Origin of the sequence: Microbacterium sufflavum (assembly GCF_023101165.1) — a bacterium.
Taxonomy (GTDB): domain Bacteria; phylum Actinomycetota; class Actinomycetes; order Actinomycetales; family Microbacteriaceae; genus Microbacterium; species Microbacterium sufflavum.
Map to the genome: position 1 here is coordinate 284,160 of NZ_CP078076.1, position 15,061 is coordinate 299,220.

The window sequence follows — 15,061 nt, forward strand, 5'->3', positions numbered from 1 at the left end:
TCAGATCCGATCGAAGTAGCGGTGCAGGTCCCAGTCGGTGACGCGGGACATGAAGGTGGACCACTCGTGGTCGAGCAGGATGCGCTGATGCGAGATGAGCTCCGGCGTCAGCATCTCCTGCACGAACGCGCTGTCGGCGAAGAGCGCTCCCGCCTGCCGCGGGTCAGCGGGCATGGCGCCGTCGCCGGGGAGGTCGTAGGCGCTGCCGCGCACCGGATCGCCGAGCTCGGCCCCCGTCCGCATCCCGTCGCGGGCCGACGCGAGGATGCCCGTGAGCGCGAAGTACGGGTTGGTGTCGGCACCGGGCAGGCGGAACTCGAACCGGAGCGCCTGCGGCGAGTGGCCGACCACACGCACCGTGGTGGTGCGGTTGTCGAAGCCCCAGGTGCGCCCGCTGCCGGCGACGTCGGTGGAGTTGCTGCGGCGGTACGAGTTGACCGTCGGGGCGTACCACGCCATCAGCGCCGGCGCGTGCTCCAGCGCCCCGGCGATCGCCGAGCGCATGCGGGGGCTGAGGTGATCGGGGTCGGAGTCGTCCCAGAACAGCGCCGTGCCCTCGTCGTCGACGAACGACACGTGCACGTGGCACGACGAGCCCGGCTGGTCGTTGAGCGGACGCGCCATGAAGGTCGCCGACATGCCCGCCCGGGCGGCGGTGTCACGCACCGCGAGCTTGTACAGCGCGTGCCGGTCGGCCATCTCCAGCGGGTCGCCGTACTCGAACGTCATCTCCCACTGCCCGAGACCCCACTCGCTCTGCGCGGCCTCGACGAGGATGCCGCTCGCGCGCAGGTCGGACCGCAGCCTCTGGAAGAACGGCTCGTAGAGGTTGCCCTCGTGGATCATGAAGTCGGAGGGGGTGAGGGTCGTCGGATCGAGGTCGCGGAACCCCGAGCGGCGCAACTCCCGCGGGTCGTTGCGGAACAGGTAGAACTCCAGCTCGGTGCCCGCGAGCGGCGTGAGACCGAGGTCGCGCAGGCGCGCCAGCTCCTGCTTCAGGATCACCCGCGGCGACAGCGGCATCGGCTCGTGCGTGTGCACGTCGACCGGGTCGGCGAGGCAGATCGCGACGCCCTCCAGCCACGCCGCAGGGCGCAGGGTGTCGAGGTCGGGGAGCAGCGTGACGTCGGGCACGCCGTTGTGCATGCCGCACAGGGCGAAGCGGTTCTGGTCGATCAGCTCGAGCCCCTGATCGATGTCCCATGCCCACGCGCAGGTGCAGATGTCGACGCCGTTCGCCACGACCCGGCCGAAGCCCTCGACGGGGATGCGGCGACCGACGAGCCGACCTTGGAGGTCGGGCGTCGCGACGATCACGGTGCGGATCCCCGCGGCCTCCAGCTCGTCCGGCGCCAGGCGCACGTCGTCGATCATCGCGTCAGCCACCCTCCGTCGACGGGGAGCTGGATGCCGTCGATCCAGGACGCCTCGTCGCTGAGCAGCCAGGATACGGCCGCGGCGATGTCGCTCGGCAGGCCCACCCGCGGCACGAGCAGCCGCTGCTTCATGAACTCCAGCGCCTCGGGGCTGGTGACGCTGTCGTAGTCGAAGAAGTCGGTCGCGATGGGGCCGGGGGCGACGCAGTTGACGCGGATGTTCTTGGCCGCGAGCTCGACCGCGAGCGCCTTGGTGAGCATGGGCACGCCGCCCTTGCTGGCGTTGTAGTGCGGCTGCGCGGTGCCGGTGCTGGTCACCACGACCAGTGCCTCCACGGTGGAGAGGTTGACGATGGCGCCGCCGCCCGACTCGGCGATGAGCGGCGCCACCTCCTGCGCCACGAGGAACTGGCCCTTGAGGTTGATGTCGAAGACGAAGTCCCACGCCTCCTCGGTCAGCGTCTCGAACGAGTGCTCGGTGACCACGCCGGCGTTGTTGACGAGCAGGTGCAGGGCTCCCCACGCCTGGGCGGCCTGCGCGACCGCGGCGCGGATCTGCTCGCGCGAGCGCACGTCCACGACCGCCGCGAGCGCCGTGCCTCCGGTCGCCTCGATCAGGCGCACGGTCTCGGCGGCGCCCTCGGCCGAGACGTCGGTGACGAGGATGCGTGCCCCCTCGCTCGCCAGGCGGAGGGCGGTCTCGCGGCCGATCCCGGATCCTGCGCCCGTGATGAAGGCATTCCTGTCTGCGTGTCGCATGGTGTCTCTCCTTGTTCGTGCGTCTGCGGCGCCTAGGCGACGCTCTCGGTCGCGGGGGTGGGGGCGACCGCGGTGTGCGCGGACGCCTGATCGACGAGCCAGTCGAAGACCGGGTCACCGCCGAAGGTCTCGGGGTGCCACTGCACGCCCACCACCGGCAGCCCGTCGAGCTCGATCGCCTCGACGACGCCGTCCGGCGCCCAGCCGGTCACGGTCACCCCGGCGCCGGGGGCGTCGACCGCCTGGTGGTGGAACGAGTTCACGCGGGTGCTCTCGCCGTAGAGGCCGTGCACGACGCTGCCCTCTGCCGTGCGCACCTCGTGCACCCGGTGGGCGCGGGGATAGGCGTACGAGCCGTGCGACTCGCCCTCGCCCGCGGCGAGGTGCTGATGCAGGGTGCCGCCGCGGACCACGTTGAGCAGCTGCGCTCCCCGGCACACCCCCAGCAGCGGCAGCGCGCGCTCGATCGCGGCGAGGATCAGCCCCGACTCGAACTCGTCGCGTTGCGGGTCGACGAGGGGCGTGAACGGGCCGGGGGTCTGCCCGTACCGGCGCGGGTCCACGTCGTCGCCGCCGACGATGACGACGCCGTCGAGCCGCGCCACGAGTTCGGCCGGGTCGGCATCCATGGGCAGGTGCACGGGGAGGCCGCCGGCGCGGAGCACCGAGGTGGCGTACTCGCTGAGGTACGCCTCCAGCGGGGCGTCGGCGAAGCCGTACGGGGCGCCGATCGCCGCGCCGCTGGTGCGACGACCGGAGATGCCGATCAGGGGCCGGGGCAGGGCGGGGAGACTGATGATGTCCATCCTTCGGTTTCGGGGTCAGGCGTTCTCGTCGAAGCGCCGCACGATCTGGGCGTAGGCCGCCGGCGCGCTCGCCCGCATGATCGCCGCCTGCACCAGCCCGATCACCGGGGCGATGATCACGACGGCGACGAGGGTGATGCTGACGACGCCCCACGCCGGGTTGCCGTCGGCGTCGACGTCGCTGACGAGCAGCGGGAAGTTCGCGGCGATGAGCACGGCGGACACCGCCAGCCCGAGCAGTCCGAGGCCGGGGGCGATCACGGTGTGCCAGGGGCTGCGCAGGGCGCGGGTGCGGGCGAAGTACACGATCACGGCGAGGCAGGTCACGGCCATGAGGATCACGATCGCGAGGGTGCCGATTCCCGCGAACCAGGAGAAGATGTTCTCCGGCGCGAAGCCGAGGATGGCGAGCAGGGCGATCGCGACGCCCGAGGTGGCGACCTGCACGAGCGAGGCGACGTGGGGCGATCCGTGTCGGGTGTGCACGCTGCCGACGCGGTCGGGCAGCACGCGGGCGTTGGCCATGGCGTGGTGGTAGCGGGTGAGCACGTTGTGCAGCGAGAGCACCGCCGCGAACATGCTGCCCAGGAACAGCAGGGCCACGGCGACCGAGCCGACCGGGCCGAGGTACTGCTCGGTGACGCGGGTGATGAGGGTCGTGGGGTCGGCGGCGGCTTCGTCGATCACGTCTCCCTCCCCCACGCCGACCACCACGGTCCAGGCGGCGAACGCGTAGAAGACGCCGATCACGATCGCGGAGGCGTAGGTGGCGCGCGGGATGGTGCGCTCCGGCGTGCGCACCTCGTCGCGGTACACCACCGTGGACTCGAACCCGATGAAGCTGGCGATGGCGAACATCAGCCCGAGCGCGGGTGCCCCGGAGAGCACGTTCTGCAGGACGAACGAGCCGAAGGTCACGCCGTCGGCTCCGCCGGTGACGAGGATGATGAGCCCCAGCAGGACGACGATCCCGATCTCGGCGAGCAGCACCACGACGAGCACGCGCGAGCTGAGCTCGATCTGCCGGTACCCGAGCGCACCGACCAGCGCGACCGAGACCAGGGTGAGCAGCCACCAGGGGATCTCGGGTCCGCCGAGCAGCGCGATGCTCGATGAGATGGTGGCGCCGAGGTAGGAGAACACCGCGATCTGCACCGTGGTGTAGCAGACCAGGGCGAGGTAGGCGGCGGCGAGGCCGGGGGTGCGACCGAGTCCGTGCGTGATGAACACGAAGAAGGAGCCGGCGCGGGGCAGGTAGCGGCTCATCGCGGTGAGGCCGACGGAGAAGAGCAGCAGGATCACGGTGGCCACGAGGAACATGACCGGGAAGCCGATCCCGTTGCCGAGCAGGTAGCCGATCGGCACGATGCCGCCGACCACGGTGAGGGGCGCGGCGGCGGCGATCACCATGAAGGTGACGGCCACCGCCCCGAGGTTGCCGCGGAGGTTGCGCTCGCGGGGTTGTTCTGCGGAGGGCGACGTCGTTGTCGAAGCATCCATGTCGAAGCATCCTTTGCCGATTGGATCAATGGTCTAATCTTTAGCCCATTGATCGGCGACAGCGCAAGACTTTTCCACGGACCGGCGATCATCCCCGTCCGCCGAGGCACGACGAACAGCGCGACGCCCCGCTCCCGGGCCGTCAGCGCGCGGTCAGCGCAGCAGGCCCAGGCTCGCCAGGGCGTGCCGGATGAGCGTGCCCCGGCCGCCCTCCATCTCGGCGGCGACCGCGTCGGACGCGGCGGCCTCGGGAGAGAACCAGGTGACCTCCAGCGCGTCCTGCCGCGGCTCGCACGTCCCGGTCACCGGCACCACGAACGCCAGCGACACCGCGTGCTGGCGGTCGTCGTGATAGGCACTGACCCCGGGGATCGGGAAGTACTCCGCCACCGTGAACGGCAGCGGCTGCGGGGGAAGGAGCGGGAAGGCCATGGGCCCCAGATCGTTCTCGACGTGACGGAACAGGGCGTCGCGGATCGTCTCCCCGAAGCGCACGCGACCCGACACGATGGTCCTGGTCATCTCCCCCATCGGCGTGGAGCGCAGGAGGATGCCGATCTCCGTGACCTGACCGGAGCCGTCGGTGCGGACCGGGATCGCCTCGACGTACAGCATGGGAAGGCGCCGACGCGCCTCCTCGAGTTCCACGTCGCTGAGCCAGCCGGGGTTCGCGTCCGGCGCCGGCGGAGTGGCGTCGCGGAACGCGCCGAGGCCCTCGTCGTCGGGCTCCGGATCGGGATCGGGTGTGCGCACCGCCATGCGTCCTTTCTATCAGCACCCTCCGACGAGGGACACCGGCGGCGCGTCGGTGCCGCCTGGCAGGATGACGGGGTGAGTGAGATTCTGACGATCGACGACACCGCCACCCGCTGGTCGACGGCGGAGCGCGCCGGGCTCCCCCTCGTGGTTCTGCTGCACGGGTACGGCGCCGACGAGCACGACCTGTTCGGGCTCGTCCCCTACCTGCCCGGCGGACTCGCCGTCGCCTCCGTCGCCGCACCGCTCGCGCCGCCGTGGCCCCAGCCCGGACGCTCCTGGTACCCGATCGAGGGCCTGGACGGGCGCAGCTCGACCGCCGTGACGCTCGCGGCGGAGGCGTTGCTCCGCTGGCTCGACGCCGCGGCGGGCGACGCCCCGTCGGTCGCGCTGCTCGGGTTCTCGCAGGGCGCGGCCGTGTCACTGCAGGCACTGCGGCTCGCGCCGGAGCGCTTCGACGCCGTGGTCGCACTGAGCGGCTATGTCGCACCGGAGCCGCTGCCGGGCGACGACGCGCTGACGGAACTCCGGCCCCGCGTGTTCTGGGGGCGCGGCACGCACGACGACGTGATCCCTCCGGCGCTCATCGACCACACGGCCCAGTGGCTGCCGTCGCACGCCGAGCTGTCCGGCCGCGTCTACAGCGGCCTCACGCACAGCATCTCCGAGGACGAGCTCGGCGACGTGCACCGCTTCCTCACGACCTGGGTCGAGGGGATCGACGCGGATCAGGCGGAGGGGTCCCGCCCGTCCTGACCGCGCTCCCCCGGGACTCCCGGGTCGACCGGAGTTCCCGGGTCCGCCGCAGCTTCCGGGCGCTCCCGCTCACCCCCGTCCACCCCGTCCTCCGGATGCCCCGGGTCTCGCTCGCCGTCCGGCCCGCTCGGGTCCGCCCGCCCGGAGCCGCGGAAAGCGACCGAGAGAGCCACGCCGATCGCCAGACCGATGCCGATGCCGAGGGCCCAGTTCTTCATCGCCATGCCGAGGGACACGCCGATCGCCACGCCGAGCGCGAGGCCGACGCCGAGGCCGGTGCGTGCCCGGAGTTCCTCCGGGCTGGGGTTCCGATCCGCCATGCCTCCCACGCTACGCATCCGTCGCGGTGCCGGCATCCCCCGTGCGACGGAGGCGCGACACGCCCGGGAGTTGCGAACGCCGACACGCCCGGGTATCGTCGTGGCGTCCTGTCCGCCGTGTCTGGAAGTCCTTTGATCTGAATCGTCGCCTCCGCGCTCCTCTTTCCGCGCGCTGACCCGACGATCGCCGACTCCCCGGCAGACCCTGCCCTCCGGGTGCGACCCGTTCGCGCCACCCCGGGCCCCGGTGTCAGTGCACCCCCGCACTCGACAGGAGACACCCCGTGTCATACCCCACCACCGTTCATCCCTCGGTCGTGCTCGACCGCCTCACCTACACCTGGCCCGACGGCTCGGTCGCACTCGACGGCGTGTCCGGAGCCTTCGGGTCCGGGCGCACCGGCCTGGTCGGACGCAACGGCGCCGGCAAGTCCACCCTGCTGCGCCTGATCGCCGGCGAGCTCACCCCCACGTCCGGATCCGTCTCCACCTCCGGCGAGGTGGCGTACCTGCCGCAGCAGTTGACGCTCGACGTCGACCGCCGCGTGGCGGAGCTGCTCGGCGTCTCCACCGCGCTCGACGCGGTGCGCGCCATCACCGCGGGCGACGTCGATCCCGCGCACTTCGACGCGGTCGGCGACGACTGGGACATCGAGGCGCGCGCGGAGGCCTCCCTTGCGGAGGCCGGACTCGCCCCCGCGTTCCTCGACCGCACCGTGGGCGAGCTGTCGGGCGGCGAAGCCGTCCTCGTCGCGATCGCCGGGATCCGCCTGCGGCGCGCGCCGATCACGCTCCTGGACGAGCCGACCAACAACCTCGACCGCGACGCCAGGGCGACGCTCGGCGCGATGGTGCACGCGTGGAAGGGCACGCTCATCGTGGTCAGCCACGACCTGTCGTTGCTCGAGCTGATGGACGACACCGCGGAGCTCTACGGGCAGACGTTGAGCGTGTTCGGCGGGCCGTACTCCGAGTGGCGCGCGTGGCTGGACGCCGAGCAGGACGCGGCGCGACAGGCCGAGGTCGCCGCGGCGCAGGCGCTGCGCAAGGAGAAGCGGCAGCGCATCGAGGCGGAGGTCAAGCTCGCCCACCGCGCCCGCACCGCCAAGAAGGCCGAGGTCGAGAAGCGCGTGCCGAAGATCATCGCACACGGCAGGAAGATGGCCGCCGAGGTCTCGGCGGGCAAGCTGCGCACCGAGGTCGGGGCGAAGGAGGAGGCGGCCCGCGCCGCGCACGACGAGGCCGGGCGCCGGATCCGCTCGGACGACACCATGAAGATCGAGCTCCCCGACCCGCAGGTCTCCCGCGCGCGCCGCATCGCCGAGCTCGGAGACGGCGAGCGCTCCTGGATCGTGCAGGGCCCCGAGCGCGTGGCGCTGATCGGTCGCAACGGCGCCGGCAAGACCACCCTGCTCGAACGACTCGTCGCCAGCGGTGTTCGCGACACAGGAGATCGGGACCCTATCGCGGCGGCTCCACCCGGTGTGGCCGATTCCGGGCCTGACCTCCCGAGGGACGACCGGCCGGAGTTGCGGGCGGAGGCGTTCACCGACCGGATCGGCTACCTTCCGCAGCGCGTGGACGGCCTCGACGAGGGCGCGTCGGTGTTCGACAACATCGCCCGCCGGGCCCCGCACGTGCCGGAGAAGGAGCTGCGCAACCGCCTGGCCCGGTTCCTCCTCCGTGGAGCGACCGTCGAGCGCCCGGTCGCGGCGCTGTCCGGGGGCGAGCGGTTCCGCGTGGCCCTGGCGAGACTCCTCCTGGCGGACCCGGCGCCCCACCTGGTGGTGCTGGACGAGCCGACCAACAACCTCGACCTGGACACGGTCGATCAGCTGGTCGAGGCGCTGCGCACCTATCGCGGCGCCGTGCTCATCGTCAGCCACGATGATGCGTTCCTGCGGCGACTCGACCTCGACCTCACCCTCGAGATCGACGCGGAGGGTGCGCTGCAGGAGACGGCGCTCCCCCCGTCGTGAACGCCCGGGTCCCGCGGCGTCGTCCGGCGGCGCGGGACCCGCACGCGACTCAGACCGACACCGCCAGAGGCAGGGCGACCACCCCCGCCCCCATCAGCAGGACCGCCGTCACGGCGTCGGCGTGGGGGTCGGGACGGCGTGCGAATCGTCGTGCTGCGTGTCATCGGGACGAGCGGTCCCCGCCGCGGGCTTCTTCGCCGCCTTCGCCGCCTCCCGGGCGGCATCGGCCGCGGCCTTCGCGGCTGCGTCGGCGGCCTGTGCCTCGTCGAGGTGCGCCTGGGCGATCGCCCCCGTGACGACCGCCGCATAGATGTCGCCGCCCGCGGGTTGCGGATGGATGCCGTCGCCGGCGAGGTCGTCAGGGTAGGGCGTGATGGCACCGTCCCAGTCGGCGACCGTGACGTTCGGATACGCGGCGGCGAAGTCGGCGAGCGTCGCGTTGCCGCCCGGGATCCAGCTGCGCTGCGCGTGCGCGTTCACGAACACCAGGGTGCGGTCCGGGCCGACGATCCCGAGGATGTCGGCGAGCAGGTCGGGATCGACGCCGCCGTTGGTCGCCAGCCCCACGACGACCGTCGGACGCAGGGCGCCGTCGTTCGCGAGCGACGACAGGATGCCCGTGGCCGGCCACATGCTGCGCGAGACCTGGGCGTCGATGGCGATGCCGGGCAGCGCGTTCTGCAATTCGGGCGCGGCGGCGAGCATGACCGAGTCGCCGACCGCCGTGATGTCGGTGCCGAGGATGGGCGGCGGCGTCGCCGCGGTGCTGGTCGGCGAGGGCGAGGGCGAGGGCGTCGGACCGGAGTCGGCGCCGGAACCCGTCTGCGGCGACGCGGCCGGGGCGGGGGCGGCGTGGGCGATCGCCTCGCGGCCGCGCTCGACGAGGGCCTCGGCCGCCGAGGCGTCGTCATGGCCGATCGCGATGCCCGCGCTCGCGACCGCCAGCACCCCGACCACGAGCGCCGGCAGCACGACGTGTCGACGGGGAAGCGGCGGATGCACGCGCAGGCCGCGCCGGAAGGGTGCCTCGACGAAGGCGTAGGAGAGCGCGGCGACGAGGATGGACAGCGCCGCCGTCACGACCGCGACGAGCAGTGGCTGCGCCGCGAGCGGAGTGGCCCCCAGGATCAGCAGCAGCGGCCAGTGCCACAGGTACACCGCGTACGAGCGCTCGCCCAGCCAGGACAGCGGGGCCGCATCCAGCACACGGCCGAGCGGCGGCACCGTCGCCGCCGACCAGATCAGGCCGAGAGCGGCGAGGCTGGCCAGCGCGAGGCCGCCGTGCGCGGCAGCGGGAGATGCGTCCGACAGCACCACGGCGAGCGCGACCAGCACGCCGAGCGAGGCGACGCCGAGAGCCGTCCGCGCCACGGCCCGCCGACCGGTGGCCATGCGCACCTCTCCCGCTCCCATCCCGACGGCGAGAGCGACGCCCAGCAGCAGTCCGAACGCGTGGGTGTCGGTGCCGAAGTAGGCGCGGGTCGGCGATCCCAGCGGCGGCGCCGACAGCAGCACCATCGCCCCCGCTGACAGCACGGCCAGCACGAGGGCGAGGACGACGACGGCGCGGCGGCGCCAGCGCACGACCACCAGCAGCAGGACCAGCAGCAACGGCCAGATCAGGTAGAACTGCTCCTCGACCGCCAGCGACCACAGGTTGGTGAACAGGTCGGGCTGGTCGGCTTGGAAGTAGTCGCCGTCCGCGGCGATCGCCAGCCAGTTCGAGCTGAACGTGAGAGCGCCGATCAACTGACGCCGGATGCCCGACAGCAGGTGCGGAGCGACCAGGAAGGCGAGCGGGATGCAGACGGCCAGCACGAGCGCGAGTGCAGGCAGGATGCGTCGGGCGCGCCGCGCCCAGAACGCGCCGAGCGACACCCGGCCGGTGCGCGCGCGTTCGCGCAGCAGGAGTCGGGTGACGATGAAGCCGCTCACGACGAAGAAGACGTCGACGCCGATCAATCCGCCGGGCACCGCGGCGGGGAGGAGGTGGTAGCCGAGGACGGCGACGACGGCCAGGGAGCGGAGTCCGGTCAGCCCGGAGACGCGAGAGGAGGGGGACGCCGAGGCGGCGGAGGAGGAGGCGAGGAAAGGCATGAGGATGTCACTTCGATTCGGACGGTAACACGCTAGACGTTACCCGGTATTCCTGAGTGCCCTCCTGTCGCGCCGGGGCGAGCGCCCGTCGGCCCCAATGTCGGCGGTGTCCACGAAGATGGGGGGATGAGCGATGTGCTCGAACGCTTCACGCCCGCCACCCAGGACTGGTTCCGCGGCGCCTTCACCGCGCCCACTCCCGCCCAGGCGGGGGCGTGGGAGGCGATCTCGGCGGGCAAGCACGCGCTCGTGGTCGCGCCGACGGGCTCAGGCAAGACGCTGTCGGCGTTCCTCTGGGCGATCGACAGCGTGTTCCGCGAGCGCGCCGAGGCGCCCGTGGACGCAGACTCCGGGCGCACGCGCATCCTCTACATCTCCCCGCTGAAGGCGCTGGGCGTCGACGTCGAGCGCAACCTGCGGTCCCCGCTGATCGGGATCGGGCAGTCCGCGCGGCGGCTGGGGCTCGCCGCCCCCGCGGTCACGGTCGGGGTGCGCTCGGGCGACACCACCTCCAGCGACCGGCGCAAGCTCGTGTCCGACCCGCCCGACATCCTCATCACCACACCCGAGTCGCTGTACCTGATGCTCACCAGCCGCGCCGGGGAGACCCTGCGCGACGTGCACACCGTGATCATCGACGAGGTGCACGCCGTGGCAGCCACCAAGCGTGGCGCGCATCTGGCGGTCAGCCTGGAACGCCTCGACGCGCTGCGGGCCGCGCACGGCAACGAGAAGCCGGCGCAGCGGATCGGGCTGTCCGCCACCGTGCGACCCATCGACGAGGTCGCGCGGTTCCTCGGCGGAGCCGACCCGGTCGAGATCGTGGCCCCGCCGGCGTCCAAGACGTTCGAGCTGGGCGTGGTCGTGCCGATGGACGACATGACCAACCCGCCGCCGCCCCCCGGTGCGCCGCCCGAGACACCGGGGATCGACGCGGAGTACACCGAGGTGACCGGTTCGGTGTGGCCGCACGTGGAGGAGGCGATCGTCGACCGCATCCTCCAGAACAACTCGACCATCGTGTTCGCGAACTCCCGCCGCCTCGCGGAGCGGCTGACCGGACGGCTCAACGAGATCTACTCCGAGCGGATCGGGGTCGCGCTTCCCGAGGCGTCCGTGCCCGCGGCGATGATGGCGCAGGCGGGGGCGACCGCGGGAGCGGATCCGGTGCTCGCCAAGGCCCATCACGGTTCGGTGTCGAAGGAGCAGCGGGCGCAGGTCGAGGAGGAGCTGAAGTCGGGAGTGCTGCGCTGCGTCGTCGCGACCAGCAGCCTGGAGCTGGGCATCGACATGGGCGCGGTCGACCTGGTGATCCAGGTCGAGGCCCCGCCGTCCGCCGCCTCCGGGCTCCAGCGCGTCGGGCGCGCCGGGCACCAGGTGGGCGAGATCAGTCGCGCCGCCCTGTTCCCCAAGCACCGCGGCGACGTGCTGCACACGGCGATCGTCACGGAGCGCATGCTCGCCGGCAAGATCGAGGCCATCCAGGTGCCGCGCAACCCGCTCGACATCCTCGCGCAGCAGACCGTGGCGGCGAGCGCCCTCGGCGCCATCAGCGTGGAGGAGTGGTTCGAGACCGTGCGGCGGTCCGCGCCGTTCCAGTCCCTTCCGCGCTCGGCGTATGAGGCCACGCTCGACCTGCTCGCCGGCCGCTTCCCCTCGGACGAGTTCGCCGAGCTGCGGCCGCGTCTGGTGTGGGATCGCGACGCGGGCACCCTGACCGGTCGCCCCGGGGCGCAGCGCATCGCGGTGACCAGCGGCGGCACGATCCCCGACCGCGGGCTGTTCGGGGTGTTCGTCGCGGGCGAGTCGACCGGGGCGCGGGTCGGCGAGCTCGACGAGGAGATGGTGTACGAGTCGCGCGTGGGCGACGTGTTCACGCTCGGCACCACGAGCTGGCGCATCGCCGAGATCACGCACGACCGCGTGAACGTGATCCCCGCATACGGCCAGCCGGGCAAGGTGCCGTTCTGGCACGGTGACGGGATCGGCCGGCCGTTCGAGCTCGGTGAGGCCCTGGGCGCGTTCTCCCGCGAGGTCTCCTCCGCCTCGCCGGAGAAGGCGCAGCAGCGGCTGATCGAGGCCGGGCTCGACGAGCAGGCGCGCGCCAATCTGATGGCGCACCTGACCGAGCAGCGCGAGGCGACGGGCACCCTCCCGACCGACCGCACCCTCACGGTCGAACGCGGTCACGACGAGGTCGGCGACTGGCGCGTGATCCTCCATTCCCCGTACGGCATGAAGGTGCACGCGCCCTGGGCCCTCGCGATCAACGCGCGGGTGCGCGAGCGGCTGGGCGTCGAGGGCTCCGCCGTGGCGAGCGACGACGGCATCATCGTGCGCATCCCCGACGCCGAGGCCGAGCCGCCCGGCGCCGAGCTGTTCGTGTTCGACCCCGACGAGCTGGAGCAGCTGGTCACGCAGGAGGTGGGCGGTTCGGCGCTGTTCGCCTCCCGGTTCCGCGAGTGCGCGGCGCGGGCGCTGCTCATGCCCCGCACGAACCCCAACCGGCGCACGCCCCTGTGGCAGCAGCGGCAGCGGTCGGCGCAGCTGCTCGAGGTCGCCCGACGGCACCCCACGTTCCCGGTGATCCTGGAGACGCTGCGCGAGGTGCTGCAGGACGTGTACGACCTGCCGTCCCTGCGCAAGCTCGCGACTGCGATCGGCGACCGCCGCGTCCGGCTCGTGGAGACCCAGCCCGGCCAGCCCTCCCCCTACGCCCGCGACCTGCTGTTCGGGTATGTCGGTGCGTTCATGTACGAGGGCGACTCGCCGCTGGCCGAACGCCGGGCGGCCGCCCTCTCCGTCGACCCCGCACTGCTGGGCGAGCTGCTGGGCACGGTGGAGCTGCGCGAGCTGCTCGACCCCGACGTGATCGCGCAGTTCGAGCGCGAGGCGCAGCGCCTCGACCCCGAGCGGCGGGTGCGCGGTCTGGAGGGCGTGGCCGACCTGCTGCGCATGCTGGGCCCGCTCGACGCCGACGAGGTGTCGGCGCGACTCGACCCCGACTCGACCGCCGGCGCCAGCGCCGCGACGCTGCTGGATGAGCTGATCGGCGCCCGCCGTGCGATCCCGGTCACCGTGGCCGGTGTGGCCAGGGTGGCCGCGATCGAAGACGCCGGTCGGCTGCGCGACGCTCTCGGCGCGGCCCTGCCCACGGGGATCCCGGTCGCGTTCCTCGAGCCGGTCGCCGATCCCCTGGGCGACCTGGTGGCGCGGTACGCGCGGACGCACGGGCCCTTCACGACCACGGCCGTCGCAACCCGGTTCGGTCTCGGCGCCGCGGTCGCCCGGCACACGCTGCAGCGCCTGGAGACGAACGGTCGTCTGACCAGCGGCTACTTCCTGCCGACCGCGGCGGGCAGCGGCGACGACCTCGAGTGGTGCGACACCGAGGTCCTGCGGCGGCTGCGCATGCGCTCGCTCGCGGCGATCCGCGGCTCCGTCGAGCCGGTGTCGCCGGAGGCCTACGCGCGATTCCTGCCCGACTGGCAGCACCTCGATCGGCCGCTGGAGGGCATCGACGGCGTGCTCACCGTGATCGAGCAGTTCGCGGGCGTGCCGATCCCCGCGAGCGCGTGGGAGTCGCTCGTGCTGCCGTCGCGGGTGCGCGACTACTCCCCCGCGATGCTCGACGAGCTCACGGCCGCGGGCGAGGTGATCTGGTCGGGCCACGGCACGCTTCCGGGCCGCGACGGCTGGGTGTCGCTGCACCCCGTCGACCTCGCCCCGTTCACGCTTCCCGAGCCCGACGCCGAGATCGCCGCGGACTCCCTGGAGGCCCGGCTGCTCGACGCCCTCGCCGCGGGCGGCGCCTACTTCGCGGCGCAGCTGAAGGACATGACCGGAGCCGAGAACGAGCAGTCGGTGCTCGAGGCGCTGTGGGCCCTGACCTGGTCGGGACACGTGACGAACGACACGTTCGCGCCCATCCGCTCGCTGCTCGCGGGCGGGTCGCAGGCGCACAAGGTGAAGCGGCGTGCCCCCCGCGCGCGCACCTACCGCGGGATGTCGCTCACGCGCACGGCACCACGGCCGACCTCGATCGGCGGACGCTGGTCTCTGCTGCCGGCGATCGAGACGGATGCCGCGCGACGCGCCACCGTGACCGCCGGGCTCCTGCTCGACCGCTACGGCGTGGTGACCCGCGGCGCGGTGCAGGCGGAGGGCGTGCCCGGCGGTTTCGCCCAGGCGTACCGCGTGCTGGCGGGCTTCGAGGAGGCGGGACACTGCCGCCGCGGTTATGTGATCGAGAATCTCGGCGCCGCGCAGTTCGCGGCCTCGGCGACGGTCGACCGGCTGCGCACCTATGCGGGGCTCGCGGATCCGCCGCCCCGCACGGCTGTGACCCTCGCGGCCACCGACCCCGCGAACCCCTACGGCGCCGCGCTCGGCTGGCCGAAGCTCGATGGCGTGGCGCACCGGCCCGGGCGCAAGGCGGGCGGTCTCGTGGTGCTGGTCGACGGCGCGCTGGTGCTGTCGCTCGAGCGCGGCGGGCGCACGGTGCTGTGCTTCACCGACGACCCCGAGGTGCTGCGCGCCGCGACCGCCGACCTCGCGGCGACCGCCCGCGACCGCCGCCTCGACACCCTCACGGTGGAGAAGGTCAACGGCGAGGGCGTCTACGGCACCGAGCTCGCGGCCGCCCTGCAGGAGGCCGGGTTCGTGCAGACACCGCGGGGGTTCACGCTCCGCAAGGCCGTCTGAGCACTCCC

9 protein-coding genes and 1 pseudogene are annotated in these 15,061 nt (G+C 72.8%); 3 read left to right on the plus strand and 7 right to left on the minus strand.

Features of this window, described 5'->3' with window-relative positions; translation table 11 throughout:
- From KV394_RS01490 to KV394_RS01510, 5 genes and pseudogenes are all read right to left on the minus strand, one after another.
- A complete protein-coding gene (locus KV394_RS01490; RefSeq protein WP_247982105.1) occupies positions 1-1,386 on the minus strand; it encodes a glutamine synthetase family protein in 1,386 nt (461 codons plus the stop codon).
- Positions 1,371-2,135 carry an SDR family NAD(P)-dependent oxidoreductase gene (locus KV394_RS01495; RefSeq protein WP_136044472.1) on the minus strand — a complete coding sequence of 255 codons (765 nt, stop codon included), beginning with the start codon at positions 2,133-2,135 and terminating at the stop codon, positions 1,371-1,373. Before KV394_RS01495 ends, KV394_RS01490 begins: the two co-directional genes overlap by 16 nt.
- A 32-nt stretch (positions 2,136-2,167) precedes the next feature.
- Complete coding sequence (locus KV394_RS01500) at positions 2,168-2,941, minus strand: gamma-glutamyl-gamma-aminobutyrate hydrolase family protein (RefSeq protein ID WP_136035653.1); 774 nt, start codon at positions 2,939-2,941, stop codon at positions 2,168-2,170.
- A 15-nt stretch (positions 2,942-2,956) separates the two neighbouring features.
- Positions 2,957-4,441, minus strand: a complete 1,485-nt coding sequence (locus KV394_RS01505; RefSeq protein WP_247982106.1) for an APC family permease — start codon at positions 4,439-4,441, stop codon at positions 2,957-2,959.
- A 225-nt stretch (positions 4,442-4,666) separates the two neighbouring features.
- Positions 4,667-5,200 (minus strand): annotated as a pseudogene (locus KV394_RS01510) (DUF4916 domain-containing protein); the annotation flags it as partial.
- A 72-nt stretch (positions 5,201-5,272) separates the two neighbouring features.
- Here KV394_RS01510 and KV394_RS01515 point away from each other — a divergent pair.
- Complete coding sequence (locus KV394_RS01515; RefSeq protein WP_247982107.1) at positions 5,273-5,953, plus strand: alpha/beta hydrolase; 681 nt, start codon at positions 5,273-5,275, stop codon at positions 5,951-5,953.
- Here KV394_RS01515 and KV394_RS01520 read toward each other — a convergent pair.
- Complete coding sequence (locus KV394_RS01520) at positions 5,926-6,273, minus strand: hypothetical protein (protein WP_205828297.1); 348 nt, start codon at positions 6,271-6,273, stop codon at positions 5,926-5,928. The genes KV394_RS01515 and KV394_RS01520 overlap by 28 nt on opposite strands.
- A gap of 284 nt (positions 6,274-6,557) precedes the next feature.
- Here KV394_RS01520 and KV394_RS01525 point away from each other — a divergent pair, with 284 nt between their 5' ends.
- Positions 6,558-8,252, plus strand: a complete 1,695-nt coding sequence (locus KV394_RS01525) for an ABC-F family ATP-binding cassette domain-containing protein (RefSeq protein WP_136044477.1) — start codon at positions 6,558-6,560, stop codon at positions 8,250-8,252.
- A gap of 108 nt (positions 8,253-8,360) precedes the next feature.
- On the opposite strand, the gene KV394_RS01530 is transcribed toward KV394_RS01525, so the two are convergent.
- Complete coding sequence (locus tag KV394_RS01530) at positions 8,361-10,349, minus strand: acyltransferase family protein (protein ID WP_247982108.1); 1,989 nt, start codon at positions 10,347-10,349, stop codon at positions 8,361-8,363.
- Positions 10,350-10,475: 126 nt separating this feature from the next.
- Here KV394_RS01530 and KV394_RS01535 point away from each other — a divergent pair, with 126 nt between their 5' ends.
- Complete coding sequence (locus KV394_RS01535; protein ID WP_247982109.1) at positions 10,476-15,053, plus strand: ATP-dependent helicase; 4,578 nt, start codon at positions 10,476-10,478, stop codon at positions 15,051-15,053.
- Positions 15,054-15,061 lie beyond the last annotated feature (8 nt).

Excerpts from the sequence above, each read along its gene's own strand:
- KV394_RS01500 (WP_136035653.1), bottom strand. The coding sequence starts at position 2,941 with ATGGACATCATCAGTCTCCCCGCCCTGCCCCGGCCCCTGATCGGCATC.
- KV394_RS01505 (WP_247982106.1), bottom strand. The coding sequence starts at position 4,441 with ATGGATGCTTCGACAACGACGTCGCCCTCCGCAGAACAACCCCGCGAG.
- KV394_RS01530 (WP_247982108.1), bottom strand. The coding sequence starts at position 10,349 with ATGCCTTTCCTCGCCTCCTCCTCCGCCGCCTCGGCGTCCCCCTCCTCT.
- KV394_RS01535 (WP_247982109.1), top strand. The coding sequence starts at position 10,476 with ATGAGCGATGTGCTCGAACGCTTCACGCCCGCCACCCAGGACTGGTTC.
- KV394_RS01520 (WP_205828297.1), bottom strand. The coding sequence starts at position 6,273 with ATGGCGGATCGGAACCCCAGCCCGGAGGAACTCCGGGCACGCACCGGC.
- KV394_RS01495 (WP_136044472.1), bottom strand. The coding sequence starts at position 2,135 with ATGCGACACGCAGACAGGAATGCCTTCATCACGGGCGCAGGATCCGGG.